Source organism: Xenorhabdus sp. KK7.4, from assembly GCF_963876465.1.
GTDB classification, from domain to species: domain Bacteria; phylum Pseudomonadota; class Gammaproteobacteria; order Enterobacterales; family Enterobacteriaceae; genus Xenorhabdus; species Xenorhabdus stockiae.
In genome coordinates, this window is sequence record NZ_CAWNQF010000024.1 from 55,301 (window position 1) to 80,986 (window position 25,686).

A 25,686-nucleotide genomic window follows, 5' to 3' on the forward strand; every position below is an offset into this window, starting at 1 on the left:
TGCTTTATCTGCGGTAAAGTGAAATCTGTCAGGTTTAGCAGACTAAATAACAAACTCTTCAATTGCCTGCTGATTACTCCATGACTTAGTCAGGCTGGCAGCTTTTTCCACTGCCAGCCATTGATAAGCCAGATGCTCTGTCAGCAGGATCTCGCACTCCCCGGGCAACGGCAGCAAAAACCAGTGTTCTTTGTTCCGTGTTACCCCGGGAGCATATCGATAACGTAAATGTGAGAAAATCTCATAATAGAGGCTGCGCTGACAATCTATCAGTTCAAGATTGGCACTGATAATATCAATCCCGATCTCTTCCTGTACTTCACGCAACGCTGCTTCATACGGCTTTTCGTTCTCTTCGAGGCTCCCCGTAACGGATTGCCAGAAATCAGGATCGTCCCGCCGTTGTAACATCAGCACCCTTTTGCTATCGGCAGCATAAATAACAACCAATACAGATTCAGGGCGCTTGTAATCCATTATTCGCTCTCTTTTTTAGTAACCGAAATAGCTAACTCTTCCAGTGCTGCCGAACTTGCATAACCCGGTGCTTCAGTCATCAGACATGCTGCTGCGGTTGTTTTCGGGAATGCAATCACATCACGGATATTATCAGTATTCGTCAGCAACATGACGAGGCGATCCAGACCAAAAGCCAGCCCTGCATGAGGAGGCGTGCCATATTTCAGGGCATTCAGAAGGAAACCGAATTTTTCCTGTTGCTCTTCTTCGGTGATACCCAGAATGCGGAATACCGCCTGCTGCATTTCATTACGATGGATACGGACTGAACCACCACCCACTTCGTAGCCATTGATAACCATATCATATGCATTCGCAATAGCAGATTCAGGGTTACTTTCCAGATCTTCAGCAGACATATCGCATGGAGAAGTAAATGGATGGTGCATTGCAGCCAGACCACCTTCTCCATCGCCTTCAAACATTGGGAAATCAACAACCCAAAGCGGTTTCCAGCTGGTCAGGTCAGTCAGGTTCAGGTCACGACCCACTTTCAGGCGCAGTGCGCCCATGGCATCGGTAACGATATTTTTCTGATCAGCACCGAAGAACAGAATATCTCCGTCTTGTGCATTAGTACGGGACAACAAGCCCTCAACCACTTCTGCGGACAGGAACTTGGCAATCGGACTTTGAACACCTTCCAGACCAGCGGCACGGTTATTAACCTTCATCCATGCCAATCCTTTCGCGCCATAGATCCCGACAAACTTGCCGTATTCATCTATCTGTTTGCGGCTCAGCTCAGCGCCACCCGGTACACGAATGGTTGCTACACGCCCTTTAGGGTTATTTGCCGGTTCAGCGAAAACAGCAAATTCAACGTCTTTAACCAAATCAGCAACATCAACTAATTCCAGCGGGTTACGCAGATCCGGTTTGTCCGAACCAAAGCGGCGCATAGCTTCAGCGAACGTCATGATAGGGAAAGTCCCCAAATCGACACCACGAATTTCCAGCCACAGTTCACGGATCATTTTTTCCATGATTTCGCGAACCTGTTCAGCGGTCATAAATGAAGTTTCAACATCAATCTGAGTGAATTCTGGCTGACGATCAGCACGCAGGTCTTCATCACGGAAACATTTGACGATTTGATAATAACGGTCAAAACCGGACATCATCAGCAATTGCTTGAACAGCTGTGGAGACTGAGGCAGTGCATAAAACTTACCTTTATGTACACGGCTTGGTACCAGATAATCCCGCGCACCTTCTGGTGTTGCTTTAGTCAGCATCGGAGTTTCCACATCCAGAAAACCGGCATCATCCATAAAGCGACGGACAAAACTAGTGATTTTTGCCCGGGTTTTGAAACGCTGAGACATTTCCGTGCGACGCAGATCAAGATAGCGATATTTCAGGCGCTGTTCTTCACTGTTGTTTTGGTTGCTATCCAGCGGTAATGGCTCTGAACGGTTGAAGATTTCAAGACTTTCAGCAAAAACTTCAATTTCCCCTGTCGCCATATCTTTATTGATCTGGCTGTCAGGACGGGCACGCACAATCCCGGTAATTTGAATACAAAACTCATTACGCAGTTCAGAAGCCTGAGCAAATGCGTCTTTTCTATCCGGATCAAAAAATACCTGAACGATACCTTCACGATCTCGCATATCAATAAAAATAAGACCACCCAAATCACGACGGCGGTTTACCCAACCTGATAAAGTCACTTTTTGGCCTTCATGGGCCCGGCTCAACTGCCCACAATAATTAGTACGCATACAATATCCTTTTACTCAGCTCGTTATGCATTCTGCTGCGGAAATTTTGGCATTGTTCTTTTAGGAAGAATTGTCAAAAAAGGAAGCCATTATACTGGAAATTCTATCCGGAGATAAGGCTATAACACGCTTCATGACAAGACAATTTTCACGATCAGATAAACCAAATCCAATTTATTATTAAATATGATGATTTATAGCGACAGTTTTACTTTTGAGGTTTATCATCAGTAAGCCGTTTTTGGGTTAGGCAATGGAGTTAGAAATGGTTAGCTCACTTTATATTGTATTGGGCGCACTATTGTTAATTAAACTGTCTCTTGATGTGATTAAATTAAGAACACAGTATCAGGTTGCATATGGTGATGGCGGTTTTTACGAATTACAAACAGCGATTCGCGTTCATGGTAATGCTGTTGAATATATTCCTATTTCCTTACTTTTGTTACTGGTCATGGAGATGAATGGAGCAACAGTCTGGATGCTGCATATTTGCGGAATATTGCTACTTGCTGGCAGGTTATTGCATTTCTATGGCCTAAAGCAGCGTGAACTCCGATGGCGGCGAATGGGTATGGGGGCGACCTTTATGTCAATGATCATAATGGTTGTTGTCAACATATATTATTTGCCCTGGGAGCCAATATTTTCTCCTTATTCGTAACCTGCCCCCAATTGACTGATTATTAAAGAGGCCAATTATTCATTTCAATTGGCATCTTTACTACCTGATCTTACTGCTCAAAACAGTTCTGTTAGATTAGCGCTTCCTGCCTTTTCCTGCATTCTGCTAGAATAGCCAATTCTTAATTGTTTCCAAAATCAATGTTGTTATGTCAAATCAAGATCCGCACAACCAACGGGACAGTCTGTTTTCTGCTCCAATCGCTAACTTAGGTGACTGGAGTTTTGATGAACGTGTTGCCGAAGTCTTTCCAGATATGGTGAAACGCTCCATTCCTGGTTACTCAAATATCATCTCCATGATAGGCATGCTGGCAAGCCGCTTTGTCACGCCGGACAGCCAGATTTATGATCTTGGTTGCTCCCTCGGTGCAGCCACTTTATCTATTCGCCGCAATATTGATGTTGACGGCTGCCGTATTATTGCTGTTGATAACTCACCGGCTATGGTCGAGCGCTGCCGCCGTCATATTGATGCTTTCAAGGCAAAAACTCCCGTTGAAATCATCGAACAGGATATTCTTGATACCGACATTCAAAATGCTTCAATGGTGGTACTGAATTTCACATTGCAGTTTCTTCAGCCGGATGATCGCCAGAAAATATTAAATAAAATTTATGCCGGACTAAAACCCGGGGGCGTTCTGGTTCTGTCTGAGAAGTTCAATTTTGAAGATCAGAACATTGGCGAGTTACTGTTCAGCATGCATCATGACTTCAAACGGGCTAATGGTTACAGTGAGCTGGAAATTAGTCAAAAACGCAGCATGCTGGAAAATGTCATGCGAACAGATTCTGTTGAGACTCATAAATCACGCCTGAAACAAGCCGGTTTTCAGCATAGCGAAGTCTGGTTCCAGTGTTTCAATTTCGGTTCGTTATTAGCTGTTAAGGGAGCCGAATAATGATTGATTTCGGGAATTTTTATCAATTAATTGCCAAAAACCACCTGAATCATTGGTTGGAATGCTTACCGGCACAATTAAACCATTGGCAGAAAGCCTCATTACACGGCCAATTCAGCTCATGGTTAAAGAATCTGGATAATTTGCCTGAAATTCAACCATCTCACCTTGATCTGAAGAATGGTGTTATCGCCACACACATTCCCGAATTACCCGATGGTGAAAAGGCACGTATCCGCAATATTCTGAAAATCCTGATGCCCTGGCGCAAAGGGCCTTTTTCGTTATATGGTGTTGAAATTGATACTGAATGGCGTTCTGACTGGAAATGGGATCGTGTTTTACCACATCTCTCCCCTCTCGAAGGAAAAACCATACTTGATGTCGGTTGTGGTAGTGGTTATCACATGTGGCGTATGGTCGGCGAAGGTGCGGAGTTAGTTGTCGGTATCGATCCTACTCAACTTTTTCTTTGCCAGTTTGAAGCCGTCAGAAAACTCTTGGGTAATGACCAGCGTGCTCACCTGCTCCCACTGGGTATTGAACAGTTACCTGAATTAAAAGCATTTGATACTGTCTTCTCCATGGGGGTGCTTTATCATCGCCGTTCACCTCTTGACCATTTGTGGCAGTTGAAAAATCAGTTAGTCTCAGGCGGGGAGCTGATTCTGGAAAGTTTAGTCATTGAAGGAGATGAATATCAATGCCTAATCCCGGGTGAACGTTACGCGCAAATGCGCAATGTTTACTTTATTCCTTCAGCTGAAATGTTGAAAACATGGCTGGAAAAATGTGGTTTTGTCGATGTCAGGATCGTTGATCAGGCAGTGACAACGACGGATGAGCAACGTCAGACAGAGTGGATGAAAACTGAATCTTTGGCTGATTTCCTTGACCCTTCAGATCAGCGCAAAACAATCGAAGGCTATCCTGCACCATTGCGCGCCGTTCTTATTGCCCGCAAGCCTTAAAACCTGAAAATTTAAATATTGATGTGTGAATTGCTCGTTATGGCAGTTCACACCTTCAATGTTCAGAGGTGGTTTTAGCCGGGATTTAGTTATCAATCAGGATCATCACTCCTTTCATAGATTCTACTAACTCAGGATCGACACTATAATTCGTGTATTCCTCCATCTCACGGTCTTCGGAATTCATTCTTACACCAGCCTTACGGTAGACCATTTTAGAAGATACAATTTTACCTGCTGAGCTGTGCACTTCCTTTACTCCAATTTCTAAAAACTTACTAATATTACTGGCCCGGACACCCGCTCCCGGCATAATACTAGGGCCACGACTGGCCTGCGCCAACTCTTTTAATAAATGTAAGCCTAACTCTGCACTACTTTGCTGACCAGAAGTTAATATACGCTTTACACCCAGCTCAGTCAGCTGATCCAGCGTATATAGCGGATCACAACACATATCAAAAGCGCGATGGAACGTAACAGCCATATCTCCAGCCAAGGACATTAGTTGCCTCATGCGCAACATATCCACTTTCCCTTCTTCGTTCAAAATACCGAAGGAAACACCGGGAAACCCCATATCGCGAATACAGGAAACATCATTTTTCATCGCTTCAAAATCGAATTTACTGTAGCAAAAATCCCCTCCTCTGGGCCGAACAATCGGGTGTACAGGAATAAATAAGCACTGCAACGCTTGTTTTAATATTCCCATACTGGGGGTCAGCCCCCCTTCCAATGGCCCTGCACACAATTCGATTCGATCAGCTCCTGCCTCTTGTGCAATAAGCGCACAATTTACGCTATAACAGCAAATTTCCAGTTTTAGCATTAACCCCTCCTCTGAATTCAAATCTGTCAATGCGTCATAAATAGATTCGAAATATTCCATTAGCGAACTTATTAACTATGACAACTATTTTTCAAAATGACATATTGCAAATCACAAGAACAGAATTTTTTGCTGATAAATCGTCATGAAAAAGTCAATTTTGCTGATATGTCCGCATTTTTATCAAGATTAATAGATAGAAAAAGAATAATGCTTGATCACAGTGGCATTATCAGCTATTAGCTGCACAATTATAACAATCTGAACATCCACCAAGACAAATCCATTAGCTAAATATTTTCTAAATATCAGAGTATTAATCACATTTATATGACTCTTTATCAGCGCGATAATTGCCTGTATAGAGGCTCATATTTTGTTCAGCCACTAATTCTTAATTTAAGAGAGCATATTATGATAATTACTCATTAATTCTTTGTATTGAATAGTAATTATTAATATTTCTATTATTTTGGCGTAATAACAAACACATTATTTATCCATATTACGGATACCCCAGAGCCTTTCCGATCATGGCAGGATGTCATTAATATTATCCTTAGTCATGAATACAGAAACATTGCTGATTTCATAATCAATGAGGCTTGCTTTCATCCTGATTTTTTCATATTAAAAACGGAAATTGCTGGCGAAATACTGCAAGCATTCGTTAATTATCGGGTAAAAGTCGCTATTTTAGGGGATATGACGAAGTACACCAATATCAGCACTAGTTTTCGTGCTTTTGTTGTGGAAAGTCATAAAAATAACCAGCTTTTCTTCGTATCAGAGATTAATGATGCTATCAGATATCTTTCCTCGACGAAGAATCCACCAAAAGAAGTGGCAAAAACAAAAAGTCCCCCTGCCAACTGGGGCTGATAGTAGCATGCAGGGTATTGAATATGGTATAAAGCCCGTTATTTTCTCATAACCCGCATGCCAGAAAATGCTGCATTATAAAAATGTGTAGTTTTGGTACGTAATTTAAGGTAACACTGTGAATATACAGGCTATTCTTTCAGAAAAAATCAGTAGTGCGCTGATTGCAGCTGGTGCTCCAGCCGATAGTGAGGCTCACGTTCGTCAATCTGCAAAAGCTCAATTTGGTGACTATCAAGCAAATGGTGTCATGGCGGCAGCGAAAAAAGTTGGTATGCCTCCACGACAACTGGCAGAAAAAGTTGTCAATTTGCTGGATCTGCAAGGAATTGCCAGCAAAGTCGAAATCGCGGGTCCGGGTTTTATCAATATCTTCCTTGATAAAACATGGGTTGCCACAAATGTAGAAAACGCGCTGACAGCAGAAAAACTGGGGGTATCTCCTGTAGAACCACAGACTATCGTTATCGATTATTCTGCTCCTAATGTCGCTAAACAAATGCATATCGGTCATATTCGCTCAACCATCATCGGTGATGCTGCAGCACGTACCCTTGAATTCCTCGGCCATAAAGTTATTCGTGCTAACCACCTTGGCGACTGGGGTACTCAGTTCGGCATGCTGATCGCCTATCTGGAAAAAGTACAGAATGAAAATGCCAGTGATATGGCATTAGAAGATTTGGAAGAATTTTATCGCGCCGCCAAGAAAAATTACGACGAAGACGAAGAATTTGCCATTCGCGCACGTGGCTATGTTGTAAAACTACAAGGCGGTGATGAATATTGCCGCAATATGTGGCGTAAATTGGTTGAAATAACCATGTCACAGAATCAGGCAACTTATGACCGCCTGAATGTCACGTTGACAGAAAAAGATGTGATGGGTGAAAGCCTTTATAACGATATGCTGCCGGGGGTCGTTGCTGACCTGAAACAACGTGGCATAGCTGTTGAAAGTGATGGCGCAACCGTGGTTTACCTTGATGAATTCAAAAATAAAGAAGGCGAACCGATGGGCGTTATCATCCAGAAAAAAGATGGTGGCTACCTCTATACAACGACAGATATCGCCTGCGCCAAATACCGTCATGAAATCCTGAATGCAGACCGTGTGCTTTACTACATCGATTCACGCCAGCACCAACATTTAATGCAGGCGTGGACAATTGTACGCAAAGCCGGCTACATCCCTGAATCCATGTCACTGGAACATCACATGTTCGGCATGATGCTGGGCAAAGATGGCAAACCATTCAAAACCCGCGCAGGCGGTACAGTGAAATTAGCTGATCTACTGGATGAAGCTATTGAACGCGCAGATGCACTTATCCGTGAGAAAAACCCGGATATGCCGGAAGATGAGCTTAAAAAAGTTATCGAGGCAGTTGGTATTGGCGCAGTAAAATACGCCGATCTCTCCAAGAGCCGTACAACAGACTATGTATTTGACTGGGATAATATGCTGGCCTTTGATGGCAACACTGCTCCTTATATGCAGTATGCATATACCCGTGTCTCCTCTATTTTCAAACGCGCTGAAATCGATGAAAGCAGCCTGACACTGCCTGTTGTACTGAATGAAGAACGCGAGCAAACGCTGGCTACCCGTCTTCTGCAATTCGAAGAAACAATCACAACAGTAGCTCGTGAAGGGACACCACATGTGATGTGTGCTTACCTGTATGATCTGGCTGGCCTGTTCTCCGGTTTCTACGAACACTGCCCAATCCTGAATGCGGAAAATGAAGAATTGCGTCAGAGCCGCCTGAAACTGGCACTGCTGACGGCAAAAACCCTGAAGCAGGGTCTGGATACTCTGGGGATTCAGACTGTAGAGCGGATGTAATCGAACTATAAAAATATCCCGCCGTTTGCGGCGGGATATTTAAACACACTAGTAGATTAAATAATCACTGCAATCCCCGATGTGCGAAATCCTTTAACCGGAATCCCAATAAAGCTAATGCAGCAAAATAACTGCCTGCCCCGGCAACCACAACGCCCATCAGTCTTAACAAACGCATTGCCATATTACCCTGCTCCCAGTTCGGCATGAACCACAGCACTGTCAACAAAACGCCAACCATAACTACAATTGCCACCAGCAATTTAAGCAAGAATACTCCCCATCCTGCTAATGGTTTAAATATCTCACGCTTACGCAGTTGCCAGTACAGCATCACTGCATTGAAACAGGCAGCTAAACCTATGGAAAGGGCTAATCCTGCATGTTTCAGGGGACCGATAAAAGCAAGGTTCATTAGCTGAGTTAAAATCAGGGTTGCAATCGCAATCTTAACCGGTGTTTTAATATCCTGACGGGAATAAAAACCGGGAGCCAGAACCTTAACAACGATCAACCCCATTAAGCCGAAACAGTAGGCGATCAATGCCCGTTGTGTCATGGCTGCATCAAAAGCAGAAAAATTACCATACTGAAACAGTGATACTGTTAATGGTTCAGCCAAAATCCCCAATGCCACAGCACAAGGCAATGCCAACAAAAAGCAAAGGCGTAGCCCCCAATCCATCAGTTTCCGGTATTCATCATGATTTCCACTGGAAAAACTTTTTGCCAGAGATGGCAATAAAATCGTTCCTAATGCGACCCCTAAGACGCCAGAAGGTAATTCCATTAATCGATCTGCGTAATACATCCATGAAACAGAGCCGGAAACCAGAAATGAAGCAAAAATCGTATTGATAATCAAAGAAATCTGGCTGACTGATACCCCCAGAATAGCCGGTCCCATCTGGCGGATAACACGCCATACACCACTATCACGGAAAGAAACCCGAGGCAGCACTAACATACCTATTTTTTTCAGATGAGGGAGCTGGTAAGCCAGTTGCAAAATACCACCAGCAACCACAGCCCATCCTAGCGCCATCACGGGAGGGTTACAGTATGGTGCCACGAACAACGCAAAGAAGATCATGCTGACATTAAGCAAAGTTGGTGCAAAAGCAGGTACCGAAAAACGGTTCCATGTATTCAGAATTGCCCCTGCCAAAGATGCCAAAGATATTAAAAAAATATAAGGGAATGTGATTCTGAGTAAATCACGGGTCAGCGTAAACTTATCCGGTGTATCAGCAAAACCCGGCGCGGTCACATAAATCACCCACGGCGCAGCAATTATCCCAATTACGGTAACAATCGCTAAGATTAATGTCAGCATACCCGATACATAGGCGATAAAGGTGCGTGTTGCTTCATCCCCCTGCTGATTTTTATATTCAGCAAGAATGGGAACAAAAGCCTGTGAAAAAGCCCCCTCAGCAAAAATACGACGTAATAGGTTAGGTAATTTGAACGCAACAAAGAAGGCGTCTGTTGCTACGCCTGCACCAAATATACGGGCAATAATAGCATCACGGATGAAACCCAGAATGCGGGAAAACATCGTCATTGAACTGACGGCTGCCAGTGATTTTAGTAAGTTCATGATATTGTTTAATAAGTATATTTCTATGAAATGAGCGTAAAAGCGTAAAGCAACGTCATCAGATATGCTTAAAATGGAACCGAATATGATCCGATGAGATAGCACTGATAGGCAAAGTTTAACAGACAAAAACCCTGCCTACATTGGCTATCTCCTTTTTATTAATTATTTTTAACCCTGTATGCTCTTTCCCGTTCACCAATCATTGTTGGTTAATGCCGTCAGAACATGATCCTGCCAGACACCATCTATCATTAAGTATTTTTTTGCATACCCTTCCTGCTCAAAATTCAGTTTCTTAAGCAAATTTCCACTTCGTTGATTATGCGGCATATAGTTAGCCATGATCCGGTGCATTTTCTGGTGATTTTGCATATAACGAAGAGCCGGCTGCAATGCTTCATACATAATCCCCTGCCCTTGCAATTTTTCCGCCAGAGAATAACCCAAATAACAGGAGTGAAATGCACCACGTACAACATTGGTAAAATTTGCCACACCTAAAATTTCGTTCTCATTAGGATCCAACAACACAAAATTAAATGTCGCATTTTGCCGTTGTAATTCCGCAACATAACTCAGCTTATTCGTCCAGCCCGAGGGTTGGTAAAAACTCCGATCTCTTATCGGCTCCCACGGTTTAAGAAACTCTTTATTTTCTGAATAATATTCAGCCAAACGATAAGCATCACGCTCATATACCAGACGGACGATCATCCTGTCCGTAATAAAACGAACTTTAGGCGATGTAGACCGATAACCAAACATGCCCTCTCCCGATATTTATTTTAAAAAGATTCTGAATAATTTATAGCTAATAAAAGCCAATATCATTGTTTTACGATAAAAAAATATCATATATAAATCCTCTATCTTAAAAATAGGATTGCGTACAAAATGATAGAAATTTCATTTTTATTTTCTCATATATTGATGGTGCGAAATGTCATTGGTTTCACAGGCCCGTAGTTTAGGTAAATATTTTTTATTACTTGATAACATATTGGTTGTTCTGGGATTTTTCGTTGTTTTTCCATTAATTTCGATCCGTTTCGTCGAGCAAATGGGTTGGGCCGCCGTCATTGTCGGGCTCGCTCTGGGAACTCGACAGTTTGTTCAGCAAGGGCTGGGCATTTTTGGTGGTGCCATTGCTGATAAATTCGGTGCCAAGCCGATGATTGTCTGCGGAATGTTACTGCGTGCATTAGGCTTCGCTTTGATGGCAATAGCTTCTGAACCGTGGATATTAATCTTTTCCTGTATTTTATCTGGTTTGGGCGGAACATTGTTCGATCCACCACGAGCTGCGCTGGTTATTAAACTAACCCGTCCACATGAACGCGGTCGTTTCTATTCACTGTTATTGATGCAAGACAGCGCAGGCGCTGTGATTGGTGCACTGATAGGAAGCTGGTTATTACAATACAATTTCAATATGGTGTGCTGGATAGGTGCCGGAATTTTCGTTCTGGCAGCCATTGCAAATGCTTGGTTACTACCTGCATATCGTATCTCGACAATCCGCACACCTATCAAAGAAGGTATGATGCGGGTTATTAAAGATCGTCGCTTCTTTTATTATGTACTGACCCTGACAGGGTATTTTATTTTATCAGTACAAGTGATGCTGATGTTCCCGATTATTATCCATGAAATGTCCGGCAGCCACACTGCCGTAAAATGGATGTATGCTATCGAAGCGGTTATTTCCCTGACATTGCTTTACCCTATCGCCCGGTGGAGTGAAAAACATTTCCGCATGGAACAGCGCCTGATGATAGGCTTATTTTTAATGAGCCTGTGCATGTTTCCTATCGGCTGGATTAACCAATTACACCTGCTTTTTGCCCTTATTGCCCTGTTTTACCTGGGTACTGTTACGGCAGAGCCCGCCCGGGAAACCCTCAGCGCCGGTCTGGCAGATCCAAGAGCTCGTGGCAGTTATATGGGATTCAGTCGATTAGGGCTGGCGCTAGGTGGCGTATTGGGTTATACCGGTGGCGGCTGGCTTTATGATACCGGTCATGCTTTGAATATGCCTCAATTGCCGTGGGTTTTATTAGGATTGATCGGCTTATTCACCATTTATGCTCTTCATCGCCAATTTAATCAGAAAAAAATCGAACCAGTAACCATTAGTAGACATTAACAATATGAATAATGGTGTAGAATCTGCCCAGCAAAAATAAATATAGGAGCCGGCATGAAAAAGTTTTTATTAGGGGCAGCATTAGTGCTGATTGGTTTACTCAGTGGTTGCGGTCAGTTTAAAGATCTCAGCATCAGTGAAGGCTTGCTCAATGATTATTTATTAAAAAAAGTGCATTATCAGAAAGAAATTGGAATTGCTGGCATAGCAAATTTCAATGTTTCTCTGGGAAATTTAAGTAGTCAGATAGGCCGTCAGGATCCGGAAAAAATCATCCTGACCAGCAAGGGAAAAGTTGAAATTTCAACATTATTTGGTTCAACACAGGCCGATATGACATTGGCTATCAGGGCTAAGCCTGTATTTGATGCAGAAAAAGGGGCTATTTTTGTCAAAGGGCTGGAAATTATTGATTATCAGACTACCCCAGAAAAAGTAGCTGGACCGATCAAGGCATTGATTCCTTATCTGAATACCTCGTTAACTGAGTTTTTTGATACTCATCCGGTTTATGTTCTGAATCCGGAAAAAAGCAAGTCCGAAGCAGCAGCGGCAAAATTCGCTAAGGGACTGGAAATTAAGCCAGGAAAACTGGTGATTGGATTAACTGATAAATAATTTTTATTGTCATTGAAATAATAAGGGCAAATTATTCATAAATAATTTGCCCTTATTTTATCGATAATTAACGCAATTAGCCTCAGCTAAGTGACAATGTTACTCCGCTTCCAGCTCTTCACGTAGTGCCTGTAATGCTTCACGGGTAATCATAGCCAGAGCCCGATAAAAACCACTGACAGCATGAGCTTCAACTTTTCCAAGAAACTGCCCACACCACGGCAATAAATATTCATCGAATAATGTTATCTGAGCCTGAACTTCATCTTCTGCCGCCTGATCTTCCAACCATGATGCAGCCAGCAATAAAGAGCCAAACTGATCGGCTGCTGTATCAGATAATGGCATATCCCGTTCGCTCAGGAACTGACGCACTTCATTTTCTGTTCCATCAGTATAATCAGAGCGGCAAATGGCAACCTTAGCCTTCTCCCCGACAAACAACGCCTGATAGTCTGATTCTATTACAGATAAATCGCTATTTTGTTGCAGGCGAACCAATAATTCATCCTGTTCTAAAGGCCATGCCTGCTTTAATTTACCTTCAGCAATCATGTTCATCAGAGGCTGTAACATAGGATCTTGCGGTGCGCGGTTAAACAGGGTGCCTAAAATGCGGCAGACAATCGAAAATTCATTCATGACTTCATTAAATCCCAATAATTTAAAATAACGACTCATTCAAATGGCGTTATTTTGCTAATCATCCGCCATGCTGTAAAGCAGCTTATTAATAGCCAAGCGATATATCCACAAGGCCAGTTGGTGTTTGTCCCTGCTCCATTCGACGGATATTATTACAAATAGCGTCCATAGCCAGTTCCGGAATGGTGTTTGCAGCAATATGCGGCGTAATAGTGATACGGGGGTGAGTCCAGAATGGGTGCATATTTGACTGCGGCTCTTCAGCGAAGACATCAAGTGTTGCGCCGGCAACATATCCTTTATCAATGGCAGTCAGTAAATCCTGTTCAACAAGGTGAGAACCTCTCGCTATATTAATGATATATGAACCCTCTTTTAATTGACTAAATGCCGAAAGGTTTAACACACCACGGGTTTCAGACGTGCTGGGAAGTAAGTTAATTAATACCTTACAGTCAGAAAGGAACTCTCCAAATTGTTCTTCACCATAAAAACTTTCAACGCCATTAAGTTGTTTTGGAGTCCTACTCCAACAACGTACCGTAAAATTAAACTCTGCCAATTTCTCAATCACACAGCGCCCCAAAACCCCGGCACCCAATACACCGATAACAAAGTCTTTTCGATCGTGAGGAGATAATGGCTGCCAGATGCGCTGCTCCTGATTACGTTTATACTCATCCATTCGCCGGAAATAATGTAACACCGCACTCACTGTATATTCCTGCATCTGATACCCCATTCCCGTATCTTCGAGACGGATTAACGGGACATTCGCTGGCAAAGCTCCGGGATTTTCCAACTCTTGCTGAAGAATAGAATCAACACCAGCACCCAGAGAAAATATTCCCTTAAGATCTAAGCGCTCAGTCAACATTTCATAGGGAGGATGCCAAACAAGGGCATAATCTGCGGGAGCGTTATCTCCCTTAGCCCACTTTCTCACTTTAGCATCAGGTAAACGTTCAGTTATTCCTTGAACCCACTTATCGGCATCAGACGCAGGACTAAAAAAAATGATGTTCATATAATCTTATCCCTTTTTATTTTTTAATAGATTAAAACTATTGCCGAAAGGTGAAATGTCAAGAAAAACATAGCTGAATATCGTTCATTCGCTCACCAATATCTACTATTCAATTGAATTGAATCAATTTATATTTCAGCTGATTTTCGTGTACTGAAGATTATTTCAGCAGCAATGCTATTTTTATGGCCTTTTCAGCATTGCAGTAAGTGACGCGCTACCCGCCACACAGATGGCCCCCAAAAGAAGCATAACGACAAACACAGATAGTAATATGCCAAAGTGAGATATTTCTGCCGCAATTAATGGCCCGATACTGGCCCCAATAAATAGAATGAATCCATTAAGTGCCATTCCAGCACCTCGGTTGGGCGCTGATAGCGAACCAAACTGCGTGATCATCGCAGGAATAGCAATGGCGATACCAATAACAAAAACCAGACTACCAATGGCAATGCCAATCAAGGATTGTGACAATATAGCTTCCAGTGAGAACCCAACAGCAGCAGTAATATAACCAATGATGGCAATTGCAGGCATACTGATTCTGCGAGCTAATACTCCAACCAGCAGTGCCGCAAACATGCCCGGTAATCCAATTAAGCGCAGTAAAATTACTTTATCCGGCGTCAGGCCCAACTCCCATAAATGGGGTCCTAATGCTATATACATGGCGACAAATGATAACAACAACGTAATATGCGCGCATGACAGAAGTAAAACCGCCGGGCGGACAATAATTCTTCCTAATGCTATGAAGCGGTGCCCAAGATGCCCCTCGGTAACAAAACGTTTTGATTCTTTGACCACGATAATAAACAGTGGGATCATCGCCATCAAAAATGCTCCCGTCACCAGAAAGACTTCGTTCCAATTCCATCGTAGAGCTATCCAAGCTGCTAAAACCTGCCCCAAAATGCCTGCCACAAGAAACGACGTGGACATAGTTCCGATTGCAGTCGCACGATAACGTTCTGGTACTGTTTCAGCCAGATATGCCAGAGCTATGGGGGCAAAACTAGATGCTGCCAGCCCCTGAATCACCCGCAGACTAGCCAGCCATGATAGTGACGGAGCAAACGAACATACGAGGGTAGCAACCGATATTGCCATCAATCCCCATAACATCACGACGCGACGACCATACTGATCTGATATTGGTCCCCAAATCAGGAATCCTATGGCATAAGCCAGACTAAAACTTGTGGCAAGCGCAAATGTAACTTCTTCCGAATCTACCAAACTAAAGTTCTGACTGACAGGCGCGAGCAGAGGGATCGCCAAATAAAGCTGAGTTAAAACAAACAATGCTATTACCGCCAACAACATAACCACACCGGTTCCTGCTACATAGGTTTGTTCGGATGAAACGGTCTGGTTATTTATATTGCTAACGGCCTCTTTTATATGTTCTATCTGATTATTCATAATCTACAGCCTCCGATCCTGGTACTGCTGATGAGAGATCCACCCCGCCAAAGCCGGGAGAATAGTGTGGAATACCTGAGCCACGCCTGTTAATTAGTATCGAGTGTGTCATCACTCAATTTCCAACTAAAACGTTGGATTTTATTATAGTATTATTTTTGTAATAGCAACAACTGATTAATAGGAAAGCAAATTATGGCTTGGGATACAGAGGCAACAAAGCGCAGGATTTTAGAAGCGGCAGTAAAAGAATTTGCCTACCTTGGGCCCGATGGCACTACTATCGAAAAGATTGCTAAGTTAGCTGGAGTAAATAAAGAACGTATTTACAATTACTTTGGTGATAAACGGGCATTATTTTCAACTGTGCTACGCAGTGAATTAGCCAGAGTCGCTCAGGAAGTACCGGTTAAGCCTTTCACAATTGAGGAAATTGCTGAATATGCCGGTAAAGCCTACGATTATCACCGCGAACATCCTGAGTTAAGCCGGCTTATGCGCTGGGAAGGGCTTGTTTTCGATGGTGAAGTGCCGGACGAGGAGCAACGACGCGAATACTATAGTTCCAAAGTTCAGGCTGTCGCTGATGGACAACAGCAGGGTTCAATCACACAGACTCTGGCTCCCGATCATCTGGCATTCTTGATATTGTCCCTAGCCGGATGGTGGTCAGCAGTACCTCAGGTAGCGCGTATGCTCACTGGCTCAGATAGCCAGCAAGAACATGCCAGACGTCGAGCTTCTGTTGTTGAAGCTGCCCGGCGCTTAGCATCAGCACCTTAAATTACAAAAAACCATCAGAGCTTTGATTAAAAACAGCTTCAAAAGTGCTATAAATGTTTATCACGTATGCAAATTGTTTTTTATTTGTCTAATCAATCAAAAAGCGAGAAAAAATCGTGATAAGCCTGTTGACGCCTGCACTGCTTTTCCCTATAGTAGCGCCCCGTTGCAGCGACGAATACAAACAGAATCGCTGAAATGACAAAATATGGTGAGGTGTCCGAGTGGCTGAAGGAGCACGCCTGGAAAGTGTGTATACGCGAAAGTGTATCGAGGGTTCGAATCCCTCCCTCACCGCCATATTTTGTAATCAACTGAAAAATTAGAAAACGGTGAGGTGTCCGAGTGGTTGAAGGAGCACGCCTGGAAAGTGTGTATACGTGAAAACGTATCGAGGGTTCGAATCCCTCCCTCACCGCCATGATTTAATATCAGTTGAATAAATTATAAAGATATAATGCCTCGTTAAAATAACGGGGCTTTTTGATTTTATACTGGTCAAAACTCCCCTTTTTATTCTCATTCAACTCTTCTTTTTTGCCGACCCTTATAATAAGGGATATAGAGATTCAGTGTTCCCCCCCAGAAAACACCATCTAACAAACCACTGGCAAAGCCAAATAATAAATTAAAGCTAAAAGAGTGTGTTAGCGCTGGATGTATTGCTGCTGTAGCGGAAATAATGAATTTAACGCAAAATATAATCAGAATAAAAATCAAGGTTAAAGGAGTACCTGAACGGATAATTAAATCGCTGCCCGGCTTTTGTCTTAAGCGGGGCTGAGTACTCCATAATTTCCAGCCTATTGCAATACCTGCCAATATCCCCACAACAAGCGCCAATAATGCCGAAGCCTGAAAAACCGTTTCATGTAGTACAACGTAAACCGCCCAGATAAAAAACACTATTGGTAATAAAAATAGACGACTTACCGTCATTTCTCTGTCATCTAATGCTTTAATGCCACGGAGAACCAAAAAAACAAATAAGATCCAAACCCATACCGGTGTGTCTTTGATAATCATCAGGATTGACATATCTTTCCTCACTGAGTCCTATTACTTTTAAAAGAGCCTAACCATATAGACTCTTATTATAATTGTTCCTCAATGGGCTTTCTATTTTGTCGTCTTAATCCAATAAACAAACCCGAATCATATGGCCGTCAGGATCTTCAATAACAAACGTTCGGCCAAATACTTCAGTATGAGGTTCCTGTAATACTTTAATTTTTAGTTCCTGTTGCCATTTTACAAATAATTTATCGATATCTTCACTGTTTGGTAACATGATGCCAATTTCGGAAAATCGGGGAGTATTTAAATCAGGTTTCGGACCTCCTGACCAAATGGAAAATAAAGCTTCAGCACCAGCAGAAAATGCAACGTAACGTTGGCCAGCAAAAACCGGTTCAGAATTAAATATTTTTGTATAAAAGGATGTCGAACGCTCTATATCAGAAACATAGACAAGCTGAAGATTAGGTTTAGCAGTTATTGTTTCCATATTAACCTCATATTAATTTTATAAAGATTTTTTATTCGTATTTATATAAAAGAATGATGTGATTCAATTTTCCCTGATCAATATTTTTCATACTTAATAGGTTTCAACAGTAGCTTTCAGCCTTAATACTGTTTCAACTAAATCATGTGTAACTTGTTTAAAGAAATTCTGAACCTGAATAGCAGGCACATTCGAATCAGGCATAAGTGATACCGTTGCCTTAATCAGATATTCCATATTGTTCTTATGTGGAAGAATTTGGTGAGAAAAAATTAAAGTTCCTATATGCGGAAGACTAACCTGATCAGTGAATTCTTTATTGATTTCAATATTTGAAAGGTAGAATCGAATTTCTGGCTTTCCCCTCAACACCATTTTTCCGTATTGCCCGGTTTTTACCTCACCTTCAAATTGCAAAGATTCAAGATCAGTTTCCCATTTCTTCCTTAACTCAAAATCAACATAATGAGCCCAAATATGCGATGGTTCAGCTTTTACCGGGATAGAAAAAGACAGAACTAACATGAAATACCTCCAACTATTGTCTGTGCTGCTTAGAATAGTTGTAAGGTATCAATACCAAGTGACAGTTTCTGTCAGTAGCCTGACTTAATCAGTGAGGTATTTTCTTAAATTCCCTCCATTCTTTCAGTAAGGATTGCCTTGATCGGGGGTAACACTGTTTTTCAACATGCAGACTCAGGATTCTGTCAGAGCGGAAATGGCGGAATTCTTCCCGCAATTCACACCAGCCAATCACAATACTGACATTTTCAAAATACCCTAATGCGAATGGCCAGATAGTTCTTTCAGAATCCTGTTCTTTCAAATCCCGGTAAGTCAAAGTCACTTTACGTCTGGCACGAATTGCTTGCCGGATTGATGAAATATCGATCACGGGCTGAGTAGCGGCCGCAGCAGGCCCGACTAACAAAGAGCTGCTCTCCAGAAGTTGCTTCAATTCTGTTGGGATAACCGCTGCAATTTTATTGACAACACCCTTTGCCGCTTCCCTCAATTGTGGATCTGCACGTTTCGCCACCCAATTGGCACCTAATGCCAGCGCTTCGATTTCATTCTGGGTAAACATCAAAGGCGGCAATACAAAACCGGGCTTTAAGACATACCCCACCCCCGGCTCCCCCTCAATAATCGCTCCCTGCTCCTGTAAAGTGGCAATATCCCGATAAAGCGTTCTTAAGCTAATATTCATCTTCTGGGCTAATACTTTCCCCTGCACAGGAAAATGATAGCTACGCAATATTTCAATCAAAGATAACAAACGCTGTGCTCTGGACAATGATCCCTCCTTATCCAATTTGTTTATTCATTTAGTGAATCATAGGCTAACTACTGAAGTGGGCTCAAATAGATCTTCGGGGATACTGCTAAATATATATGCCGAAAACACGTTATGAGATCCATAAAATAGCCCGTTTTTATAACGCCCAACAAGCTGTATACCAATAGGAATACCCTCATCACTCCAGCCAAGTGGCAATGAAATAGCTGGCTGACCAGAAATATTGAAAGGATAGGCAAACACTGAGTCTGTCCATTTGGCGGTGAAACAGTAAACCCAATGTGTAATTCTCCCGTATCACGCTCTGACAATTCTACCTATGGCAAATCCGAGGTCGGAGGTGTATAAGGCTCACCCGGAAGTGCTCCTGCCAAAGCATCCGAATAAGCCGCCGTATCTCTGACAGAACGTGTACAACAAAGAAAATAGTCACCACCATAATAGCGATACTTAAACTGGTTTTGGTGACTTATACACGGCAGGGAATAATGGCGATTACTCACTGACAAGTAACCTGAAAAATGAATAGTATATCAGTATGTTTTTCTACACATAATATTTGACATCACATGGTACATTAATAACACTGATATTTTTACCTCTAACGGATCTAGGGAAATAATGACTATATATGATCTAAAACCCCGTTTTCAGAACCTGTTACGGCCTATCGTCATTCGTCTTCATCATCTGGGATATACAGCCAATCAAGTCACATTATCCGCTCTGTTTTTATCGCTTTTTATCGGTTTATTATTAAGTTTATTTCCCACACCTTCCCTATATTGGATACTGCCTGTTTTTCTATTTATTCGTATGGCACTGAATGCAATTGATGGAATGCTGGCGCGGGAACATAACCAAAAATCTCATTTAGGTGCTATTTATAATGAGTTAGGAGATATTATTTCTGATGTGGCCCTCTATCTTCCCTTATGTTTTTTACCCGGTGTCAGCAATATCAGTTTACTGATTATTCTATTTCTTACCATTTTGACTGAGTTTATTGGTGTATTAGCACAAACCATCGGCGCATCACGACGCTATGATGGCCCAATGGGAAAAAGTGATCGCGCTTTTGTTTTTGGTACTTATGGGCTGATTATTGCCATTTTTCCTTCGGCTTTAAGTTGGAGTAGTTATCTGTTTCCTTTTATCGCTATCTTACTTGTAATGACTTGCTATCAGCGGGTTTTCAAAGCCCTGTACGAGATCAGGCAAATTGAACAATCCCAATCCAGATAAGGCCCCATAATGACACAGCTATTCAAACAACGTATTGCTGAAGAACACTACTTCACTACATCTGATGATGTATCTCTGTTTTATCGTCACTGGCCACAGCAACAAATTAAAGCAGAAAAAGCGATTATTATTTTTCACCGTGGTCATGAACACTCCGGACGCGTTCAGCATATTGTTGATGAACTCAATCTACCTGATTTTGCTGTCTTTGCGTGGGATGCCCGTGGTCACGGTCAGACAAAAGGAACACGTGGCTATAGTCCGTCAGTCGGCACATCAATTCGTGATGTGGATGAATTTGTCCGGTTTATTGCCGCTGAATATGATATTGCGATGGGAAATATCGTAGTGATTGGTCAGAGTGTCGGCGCTGTGTTGGTATCCGCCTGGGTACATGATTATGCGCCGAAAATCCGGGCGATGATCCTTGCTGCTCCGGCTTTTGATATTAAATTGTATGTTCCTTTCGCTACTCGGGGATTGCAGTTGATGCAGAAAATACGCGGAATTTTCTTCGTCAACTCCTATGTAAAAGCGAAGTTTTTAACCCACGATGAAACCCGTATTGCCTCTTATAATAATGATCCACTGATTACCCGTGAGATTGCAGTCAATATCTTGCTGGAACTTTACCAAACCTCAGAACGTATCGTTAAAGATGCCGCCGCGATCACACTTCCTACTCAATTATTCATTTCAGGCAGTGATCATGTTGTGAATTCAAAACCACAGCACCAGTTCTACCAGCAATTAAGTAGCCCAATGAAAGAGAAACATGTCATGGCAGGTTTCTATCACGATACGCTGGGTGAAAAAGATCGGCACCTTATTTTTGATAAGATCCGGCTTTTTCTGGAGCGTATTTTTGCTATTCCACGTTACCAGCATAACTATGCGCAACAAGATATCTGGAGCTACTCCGCCGATGAGTTTCGTGCACTCAGTACTCCTCTTCCTCATTTCAGTCCCAAAAACCTCGCTTATCAATTAATGCGTAAAGCCATGGAGAGTCACTTAGGTAAGGCTTCAGAAGGAATACGACTGGGTTTTACAACAGGGTTCGATTCTGGTTCTACGCTGGATTATATCTACCGAGATCAACCACAAGGTCAGGGAATTTGGGGGAGATTGCTGGATAAACACTACCTGAACAGCATTGGCTGGCGTGGTATACGGCAACGTAAAATTCATATCGAAACGCTGATCCGACAGGCCATTCGTTGTTTGCATGAACAAAAAATGCCAGTACATATTGTGGATATTGCTGCCGGGCATGGGCGCTATGTGCTCGATGCCATCAATGAGTTCAGTAAAGTTGATTCTGTTTTACTGAGAGATTATAGCGATATTAATGTGCGTCAGGGGCAGGCTTATATTGAAGAACGCCATCTGTCAGAAAAAATTCGGTTTGTTATAGGGGATGCTTTTGATGCTGACAGCATAGCCTCAATAACACCTGCACCAACACTGGGAATTGTTTCAGGCCTCTATGAATTATTTTCTGATAATAATCTGGTTAGAAATTCCCTGCACGGTCTTGCTGAAGCTATTACAGAAAATGGTTATCTGATATATACCAGCCAGCCGTGGCATCCGCAGCTTGAAATTATTGCCCGTGTTCTTTCAAGCCACCGAGAACATGAACCGTGGATCATGCGACGCCGCACACAAGGTGAAATGGATGCATTGGTGGAAGCGACCGGGTTTGAGAAGTTATACCAGTTAACGGATAACTGGGGTATCTTTTCCGTTTCCATTGCTAAACGTGTTTATCGTTGAAAATAATATGAGCCAGTGAGTACTGGCTCTTATTATTTTATTAAAATTATTTATAACGATGAATTAATATCCACATTAATATAACAAAGTCATAAAAGCATCAAAAACCGCATTCGATTGATTTTTATTTATTCAACGCTAACCTATCAGGTAACTTTTTGACGTATAACACCTTTATTAGGTAACTAAAGCGATATCCTTATCCCTGTTTCTTATTTTCAATCCACTATACACAATGGATTTCAAGATACATCGCGGCAGCAAACAACTTGAATGACGAAGTGTATAAATGGATATTTTATTCTTAGGTCTTACATGAAATGAATACTAAAAAAATCAATGGAATACGGATTTTCAGCGCATTTATTGACGCCTGCTGGAAAGAATCTTATTCTTTCTCCCGTTTTATCAAAGATATCATTGCTGGTATCACTGTGGGTATTATCGCTATTCCTCTGGCAATGGCTCTGGCTATAGGGAGTGGAGTGGCACCGCAGTATGGTCTTTATACCGCAGCAATCGCCGGTATCGTTATCGCCATTACCGGCGGTTCACGTTATAGCGTATCCGGGCCGACTGCCGCCTTTGTCGTCATTCTCTATCCGGTATCACAACAATTCGGCCTGAGTGGCCTATTGATAGCGACACTCATGTCCGGTATTATCCTGATTGTTATGGGTCTGGCTCGTCTGGGCCGACTTATCGAATACATTCCGCTTTCTGTTACCCTTGGGTTTACTTCCGGCATTGCTATCACGATTGCCACCATGCAAATACAAAATTTCTTTGGCTTACAAATCAGCGAAGTTCCGGAAAACTATATCGATAAAGTCATTACTCTCTCTCAGGCAATTCCTTCATTTCATTTAAGTGACACGATTATAGGCCTAACTACCCTTCTAATATTAATCTTCTGGCCCAAACTGGGATTAAAGTTACCGGGGCATTTACCGGCTTTAGCTGCCGGAACGGCTGTTATGGGAATAATGCTTCTGCTCGGGTATGATGTGGCCACTATCGGCTCTTCATTCAGTTATACGCTGGAGGATGGAACACAGGGTCAGGGCATTCCGCCAATCCTGCCCCAATTTGTATTACCGTGGAATTTACCGAATTCGCCTTCTTTTGATATCAGCTGGAATACGATTTCTGCATTAATGCCTGCTGCATTTTCAATGGCTATGTTAGGCGCTATTGAATCTTTACTGTGTGCAGTCATTCTTGATGGTATGACAGGAAAAAAACATCATTCCAATAGTGAATTAGTTGGGCAAGGCTTAGGTAATATTGCCGCGCCCTTCTTTGGTGGTATCACAGCAACCGCCGCTATTGCCCGTTCTGCAGCTAATGTGCGAGCCGGAGCAACCTCCCCTGTCGCCACAGTGATTCACTCTTTATTGGTGTTATTAACTTTACTGTTTCTGGCCCCCATGCTTTCGTACTTACCGTTAGCTGCAATGTCCGCTATTTTACTGATTGTGGCCTGGAATATGAGTGAAGCCCATAAAGTGGTGGATTTAATTCGCCATGCTCCCAGAGATGACATTATTGTGATGCTGCTATGTATGTCATTGACAGTTCTGTTTGATATGGTGATCGCAATTACTGTCGGCATTGTTCTGGCGTCACTACTGTTTATGCGTAAAATCGCCAATATGACCCGTATCAGCACTTCTTCCATAACAGATGCTGAAAAAGGATTATTGGTCGTTCGGATTAACGGGCCACTTTTCTTTGCAGCTGCGGAGCGTATTTTTACTGAATTAAAAGAAAAAAGTGCTGAATATCAAAACATCATTATGCTGTGGGATGCTGTTCCTGTACTGGATGCTGGCGGGTTACATGCTTTTCAGGGTTTTGTTCGCGAGATGGCTAAAGAGTCGAAGCAGGTTGTTGTCTGTGATATCCCCTTCCAGCCTTTGAAAACACTGGCAAGAGCTAAAGTCACACCCATTGCAGGGCAACTCAGTTTTTATGCGACTTTACCTAAGGCATTAAAAGAGATGAAAGTTGAATATTCACCTGAAATTTGTGTCTCAGTGGATAAAGCCAGCCATCAATAATTAAAATATGCGGCTACAAGGTATAAATAAATATATACCCAATGGATTTCAAGTTGCATCGCGGCGGCAAGGGAGTTCATCCCCGGGAGCATAGATAGCTATGTGACCGGGGTGAGCGAGCGCAGCCAACAAAGAGGCAACTTGAAAGACGAAGGGTATAACCGCAATTTCAGCAATACATCCAAACAGCTCAAGAATTAGTTACTGGTATCCAGCTCTGGAAAGCTTTTCACTACATCATCAATCGCTTTCATCTGCATCAGGAATGCTTCCAGTTTTGCCAGTGGCAGTGCTGATGGGCCGTCACATTTTGCATTTTCCGGATCTGGGTGTGCTTCAAGGAATAAACCTGCGATACCCACTGCCATTCCCGCACGAGCTAATTCAGCAACCTGCCCGCGACGCCCGCCGGAAGCTGCACCAAATGGGTCACGGCACTGCAACGCATGAGTAACATCGAAAATGATTGGTGAACCGTTAGTTGCCTGTTGCATCACACCGAAGCCCAGCATATCTACAACCAGATTGTCATAACCGAAGTTGCTGCCACGATCACACAAAATCACCTGATCATTACCGCCTTCTTTGAATTTCTCGACGATATTGCCCATTTGCCCCGGGCTGACAAACTGTGGTTTTTTAACGTTAATCACCGCACCCGTTTTCGCCATCGCTTCCACCAGATCGGTCTGACGGGCAAGAAAAGCAGGAAGCTGGATAACATCAACCACTTCAGCTACAGGCTGCGCTTGCGCGGGTTCGTGTACATCAGTAATAATTTTTACGCCGAAGGTTTGTTTCAGTTCCTGAAAAATTTTCATTCCCTCTTCAAGACCCGGGCCACGGTAAGAACGGATAGAAGAGCGGTTAGCCTTATCAAAAGAGGCTTTAAAAACATAAGGAATGCCCAGTTTTTGTGTCACCGTGACATAGTGTTCACAAATCTTCATGGCCAAATCCCGTGATTCCAGGACATTCATGCCACCAAACAACACAAATGGCAGATCATTTGCGACCCTGATATCACCAATATTAACCACTTTCTGTTGCATGCTTATACCTTCTGCTGTTAAGGACAAATGTTAAGAACAAATCATTTGTTAAGGGTAAAAAATTTTTTAATAAAACACCAAATCAGGTGTGAATAACTCTGCCACCATCCGCTTA

Annotated in this window: 26 protein-coding genes and 2 tRNA genes; 13 read left to right on the top strand and 15 right to left on the bottom strand. The window is 42.6% G+C overall.

The window, feature by feature from the left end; genetic code table 11:
* Nucleotides 1–42 precede the first annotated feature (42 nt).
* Both nudB and aspS read right to left on the bottom strand, forming a co-directional pair.
* A complete protein-coding gene (nudB, locus tag AACS90_RS03975; RefSeq protein WP_099121792.1) occupies nucleotides 43–477 on the bottom strand; it encodes a dihydroneopterin triphosphate diphosphatase in 435 nt (144 codons plus the stop codon).
* The gene (gene aspS, locus AACS90_RS03980; protein ID WP_099121793.1) at nucleotides 477–2,246 is read right to left on the bottom strand and encodes an aspartate--tRNA ligase; all 1,770 of its coding nucleotides are present in this window, start codon (nucleotides 2,244–2,246) and stop codon (nucleotides 477–479) included. Before aspS ends, nudB begins: the two co-directional genes overlap by 1 nt.
* Nucleotides 2,247–2,511: 265 nt before the next feature.
* On the opposite strand from aspS, the gene AACS90_RS03985 reads away from it, so the two are divergent.
* From AACS90_RS03985 to cmoB, 3 genes are all read left to right on the top strand, one after another.
* Nucleotides 2,512–2,910 (top strand): MAPEG family protein, encoded by a 399-nt coding sequence (locus AACS90_RS03985; RefSeq protein WP_099121794.1) that lies wholly within the window; start codon nucleotides 2,512–2,514, stop codon nucleotides 2,908–2,910.
* 169 nt (nucleotides 2,911–3,079) lie between these two features.
* Nucleotides 3,080–3,835 carry a carboxy-S-adenosyl-L-methionine synthase CmoA gene (gene cmoA, locus AACS90_RS03990; RefSeq protein WP_099121795.1) on the top strand — a complete coding sequence of 252 codons (756 nt, stop codon included), beginning with the start codon at nucleotides 3,080–3,082 and terminating at the stop codon, nucleotides 3,833–3,835.
* Nucleotides 3,835–4,806: a tRNA 5-methoxyuridine(34)/uridine 5-oxyacetic acid(34) synthase CmoB gene (gene cmoB, locus AACS90_RS03995; RefSeq protein WP_099121796.1), complete on the top strand. Its 972-nt coding sequence runs from the start codon at nucleotides 3,835–3,837 to the stop codon at nucleotides 4,804–4,806. The genes cmoA and cmoB overlap by 1 nt, the downstream gene beginning before the upstream one ends.
* An 85-nt stretch (nucleotides 4,807–4,891) precedes the next feature.
* On the opposite strand, the gene cutC is transcribed toward cmoB, so the two are convergent.
* Entirely contained in the window at nucleotides 4,892–5,638 is a 747-nt protein-coding gene (gene cutC, locus AACS90_RS04000) for a copper homeostasis protein CutC (RefSeq protein ID WP_099121797.1), read from the bottom strand.
* 504 nt (nucleotides 5,639–6,142) lie between these two features.
* Here cutC and AACS90_RS04005 point away from each other — a divergent pair.
* Both AACS90_RS04005 and argS read left to right on the top strand, forming a co-directional pair.
* Entirely contained in the window at nucleotides 6,143–6,520 is a 378-nt protein-coding gene (locus tag AACS90_RS04005; RefSeq protein WP_256376532.1) for a DUF4180 domain-containing protein, read from the top strand.
* A gap of 118 nt (nucleotides 6,521–6,638) precedes the next feature.
* The gene (gene argS / locus AACS90_RS04010) at nucleotides 6,639–8,369 is read left to right on the top strand and encodes an arginine--tRNA ligase (protein WP_099121799.1); all 1,731 of its coding nucleotides are present in this window, start codon (nucleotides 6,639–6,641) and stop codon (nucleotides 8,367–8,369) included.
* A gap of 64 nt (nucleotides 8,370–8,433) precedes the next feature.
* Here argS and murJ read toward each other — a convergent pair whose 3' ends face one another.
* Entirely contained in the window at nucleotides 8,434–9,972 is a 1,539-nt protein-coding gene (gene murJ, locus AACS90_RS04015) for a murein biosynthesis integral membrane protein MurJ (RefSeq protein ID WP_099121800.1), read from the bottom strand.
* 195 nt (nucleotides 9,973–10,167) lie between these two features.
* The gene (rimJ, locus tag AACS90_RS04020; RefSeq protein WP_099121801.1) at nucleotides 10,168–10,740 is read right to left on the bottom strand and encodes a ribosomal protein S5-alanine N-acetyltransferase; all 573 of its coding nucleotides are present in this window, start codon (nucleotides 10,738–10,740) and stop codon (nucleotides 10,168–10,170) included.
* A gap of 175 nt (nucleotides 10,741–10,915) precedes the next feature.
* On the opposite strand from rimJ, the gene mdtH reads away from it, so the two are divergent.
* Together mdtH and AACS90_RS04030 are read left to right on the top strand one after the other, a co-directional pair.
* Nucleotides 10,916–12,121 carry a multidrug efflux MFS transporter MdtH gene (gene mdtH / locus AACS90_RS04025; protein ID WP_099110179.1) on the top strand — a complete coding sequence of 402 codons (1,206 nt, stop codon included), beginning with the start codon at nucleotides 10,916–10,918 and terminating at the stop codon, nucleotides 12,119–12,121.
* Nucleotides 12,122–12,175: 54 nt separating this feature from the next.
* On the top strand, nucleotides 12,176–12,739 hold the full coding sequence (locus tag AACS90_RS04030) for a lipoprotein (RefSeq protein ID WP_099110180.1): 564 nt from the start codon (nucleotides 12,176–12,178) through the stop codon (nucleotides 12,737–12,739).
* 99 nt (nucleotides 12,740–12,838) lie between these two features.
* Here the strand turns inward: AACS90_RS04030 and AACS90_RS04035 are convergent, their stop codons facing one another.
* The 3 genes from AACS90_RS04035 to AACS90_RS04045 form a co-directional block, all read right to left on the bottom strand.
* Nucleotides 12,839–13,381: a TorD/DmsD family molecular chaperone gene (locus AACS90_RS04035; protein WP_099121844.1), complete on the bottom strand. Its 543-nt coding sequence runs from the start codon at nucleotides 13,379–13,381 to the stop codon at nucleotides 12,839–12,841.
* An 88-nt stretch (nucleotides 13,382–13,469) separates the two neighbouring features.
* On the bottom strand, nucleotides 13,470–14,411 hold the full coding sequence (gene ghrA, locus AACS90_RS04040; protein ID WP_099121802.1) for a glyoxylate/hydroxypyruvate reductase GhrA: 942 nt from the start codon (nucleotides 14,409–14,411) through the stop codon (nucleotides 13,470–13,472).
* 183 nt (nucleotides 14,412–14,594) lie between these two features.
* Nucleotides 14,595–15,839, bottom strand: coding sequence for an MFS transporter (locus AACS90_RS04045; RefSeq protein ID WP_206601839.1), 1,245 nt, complete (start codon nucleotides 15,837–15,839; stop codon nucleotides 14,595–14,597).
* A gap of 195 nt (nucleotides 15,840–16,034) precedes the next feature.
* Here AACS90_RS04045 and AACS90_RS04050 point away from each other — a divergent pair, with 195 nt between their 5' ends.
* From AACS90_RS04050 to AACS90_RS04060, 3 genes are all read left to right on the top strand, one after another.
* Nucleotides 16,035–16,622, top strand: a complete 588-nt coding sequence (locus AACS90_RS04050; protein ID WP_099121803.1) for a TetR/AcrR family transcriptional regulator — start codon at nucleotides 16,035–16,037, stop codon at nucleotides 16,620–16,622.
* A 210-nt stretch (nucleotides 16,623–16,832) separates the two neighbouring features.
* Nucleotides 16,833–16,922: transfer RNA gene (locus AACS90_RS04055), tRNA-Ser, on the top strand.
* Between the two features lie 31 nt (nucleotides 16,923–16,953).
* Nucleotides 16,954–17,043, top strand: a tRNA-Ser gene (locus AACS90_RS04060).
* Between the two features lie 98 nt (nucleotides 17,044–17,141).
* Here AACS90_RS04060 and AACS90_RS04065 read toward each other — a convergent pair.
* The 6 genes from AACS90_RS04065 to AACS90_RS04085 all read right to left on the bottom strand — a co-directional run bounded on the left by AACS90_RS04065 (nucleotide 17,142) and on the right by AACS90_RS04085 (nucleotide 19,935).
* Nucleotides 17,142–17,660, bottom strand: coding sequence for a DUF6622 family protein (locus AACS90_RS04065; protein WP_099121804.1), 519 nt, complete (start codon nucleotides 17,658–17,660; stop codon nucleotides 17,142–17,144).
* Between the two features lie 94 nt (nucleotides 17,661–17,754).
* Complete coding sequence (locus AACS90_RS04070) at nucleotides 17,755–18,129, bottom strand: VOC family protein (protein WP_099121805.1); 375 nt, start codon at nucleotides 18,127–18,129, stop codon at nucleotides 17,755–17,757.
* Nucleotides 18,130–18,222: 93 nt separating this feature from the next.
* Nucleotides 18,223–18,654, bottom strand: a complete 432-nt coding sequence (locus AACS90_RS04075) for a polyketide cyclase (protein ID WP_099121806.1) — start codon at nucleotides 18,652–18,654, stop codon at nucleotides 18,223–18,225.
* Between the two features lie 88 nt (nucleotides 18,655–18,742).
* Nucleotides 18,743–19,429: a helix-turn-helix transcriptional regulator gene (locus AACS90_RS04080; RefSeq protein ID WP_099121807.1), complete on the bottom strand. Its 687-nt coding sequence runs from the start codon at nucleotides 19,427–19,429 to the stop codon at nucleotides 18,743–18,745.
* Nucleotides 19,430–19,468: 39 nt separating this feature from the next.
* On the bottom strand, nucleotides 19,469–19,675 hold the full coding sequence (locus AACS90_RS23295) for an amidase family protein (protein WP_099121808.1): 207 nt from the start codon (nucleotides 19,673–19,675) through the stop codon (nucleotides 19,469–19,471).
* Between the two features lie 74 nt (nucleotides 19,676–19,749).
* The gene (locus AACS90_RS04085; protein WP_153043656.1) at nucleotides 19,750–19,935 is read right to left on the bottom strand and encodes a hypothetical protein; all 186 of its coding nucleotides are present in this window, start codon (nucleotides 19,933–19,935) and stop codon (nucleotides 19,750–19,752) included.
* Between the two features lie 118 nt (nucleotides 19,936–20,053).
* Here AACS90_RS04085 and AACS90_RS04090 point away from each other — a divergent pair, with 118 nt between their 5' ends.
* The 3 genes from AACS90_RS04090 (at nucleotide 20,054) to dauA (ending at nucleotide 24,519) form a co-directional block, all read left to right on the top strand.
* Complete coding sequence (locus AACS90_RS04090) at nucleotides 20,054–20,677, top strand: CDP-alcohol phosphatidyltransferase family protein (RefSeq protein WP_099121809.1); 624 nt, start codon at nucleotides 20,054–20,056, stop codon at nucleotides 20,675–20,677.
* 9 nt (nucleotides 20,678–20,686) lie between these two features.
* Complete coding sequence (locus AACS90_RS04095; RefSeq protein ID WP_099121810.1) at nucleotides 20,687–22,456, top strand: bifunctional alpha/beta hydrolase/class I SAM-dependent methyltransferase; 1,770 nt, start codon at nucleotides 20,687–20,689, stop codon at nucleotides 22,454–22,456.
* 320 nt (nucleotides 22,457–22,776) lie between these two features.
* Nucleotides 22,777–24,519: a C4-dicarboxylic acid transporter DauA gene (gene dauA / locus AACS90_RS04100; protein WP_099121811.1), complete on the top strand. Its 1,743-nt coding sequence runs from the start codon at nucleotides 22,777–22,779 to the stop codon at nucleotides 24,517–24,519.
* 197 nt (nucleotides 24,520–24,716) lie between these two features.
* On the opposite strand, the gene kdsA is transcribed toward dauA, so the two are convergent.
* On the bottom strand, nucleotides 24,717–25,571 hold the full coding sequence (gene kdsA, locus AACS90_RS04105; protein ID WP_099121812.1) for a 3-deoxy-8-phosphooctulonate synthase: 855 nt from the start codon (nucleotides 25,569–25,571) through the stop codon (nucleotides 24,717–24,719).
* Nucleotides 25,572–25,686: the final 115 nt, after the last annotated feature.

Coding starts and splice junctions, on each gene's coding strand:
- nudB (WP_099121792.1), bottom strand. CDS start 477: ATGGATTACAAGCGCCCTGAATCTGTATTGGTTGTTATTTATGCTGCC.
- aspS (WP_099121793.1), bottom strand. CDS start 2,246: ATGCGTACTAATTATTGTGGGCAGTTGAGCCGGGCCCATGAAGGCCAA.
- AACS90_RS03985 (WP_099121794.1), top strand. CDS start 2,512: ATGGTTAGCTCACTTTATATTGTATTGGGCGCACTATTGTTAATTAAA.
- cmoA (WP_099121795.1), top strand. CDS start 3,080: ATGTCAAATCAAGATCCGCACAACCAACGGGACAGTCTGTTTTCTGCT.
- cmoB (WP_099121796.1), top strand. CDS start 3,835: ATGATTGATTTCGGGAATTTTTATCAATTAATTGCCAAAAACCACCTG.
- cutC (WP_099121797.1), bottom strand. CDS start 5,638: ATGCTAAAACTGGAAATTTGCTGTTATAGCGTAAATTGTGCGCTTATT.
- murJ (WP_099121800.1), bottom strand. CDS start 9,972: ATGAACTTACTAAAATCACTGGCAGCCGTCAGTTCAATGACGATGTTT.
- rimJ (WP_099121801.1), bottom strand. CDS start 10,740: ATGTTTGGTTATCGGTCTACATCGCCTAAAGTTCGTTTTATTACGGAC.
- mdtH (WP_099110179.1), top strand. CDS start 10,916: ATGTCATTGGTTTCACAGGCCCGTAGTTTAGGTAAATATTTTTTATTA.
- AACS90_RS04030 (WP_099110180.1), top strand. CDS start 12,176: ATGAAAAAGTTTTTATTAGGGGCAGCATTAGTGCTGATTGGTTTACTC.
- AACS90_RS04035 (WP_099121844.1), bottom strand. CDS start 13,381: ATGAATGAATTTTCGATTGTCTGCCGCATTTTAGGCACCCTGTTTAAC.
- ghrA (WP_099121802.1), bottom strand. CDS start 14,411: ATGAACATCATTTTTTTTAGTCCTGCGTCTGATGCCGATAAGTGGGTT.
- AACS90_RS04045 (WP_206601839.1), bottom strand. CDS start 15,839: ATGAATAATCAGATAGAACATATAAAAGAGGCCGTTAGCAATATAAAT.
- AACS90_RS04050 (WP_099121803.1), top strand. CDS start 16,035: ATGGCTTGGGATACAGAGGCAACAAAGCGCAGGATTTTAGAAGCGGCA.
- AACS90_RS04065 (WP_099121804.1), bottom strand. CDS start 17,660: ATGTCAATCCTGATGATTATCAAAGACACACCGGTATGGGTTTGGATC.
- AACS90_RS04070 (WP_099121805.1), bottom strand. CDS start 18,129: ATGGAAACAATAACTGCTAAACCTAATCTTCAGCTTGTCTATGTTTCT.
- AACS90_RS04075 (WP_099121806.1), bottom strand. CDS start 18,654: ATGTTAGTTCTGTCTTTTTCTATCCCGGTAAAAGCTGAACCATCGCAT.
- AACS90_RS04090 (WP_099121809.1), top strand. CDS start 20,054: ATGACTATATATGATCTAAAACCCCGTTTTCAGAACCTGTTACGGCCT.
- AACS90_RS04095 (WP_099121810.1), top strand. CDS start 20,687: ATGACACAGCTATTCAAACAACGTATTGCTGAAGAACACTACTTCACT.
- dauA (WP_099121811.1), top strand. CDS start 22,777: ATGAATACTAAAAAAATCAATGGAATACGGATTTTCAGCGCATTTATT.
- kdsA (WP_099121812.1), bottom strand. CDS start 25,571: ATGCAACAGAAAGTGGTTAATATTGGTGATATCAGGGTCGCAAATGAT.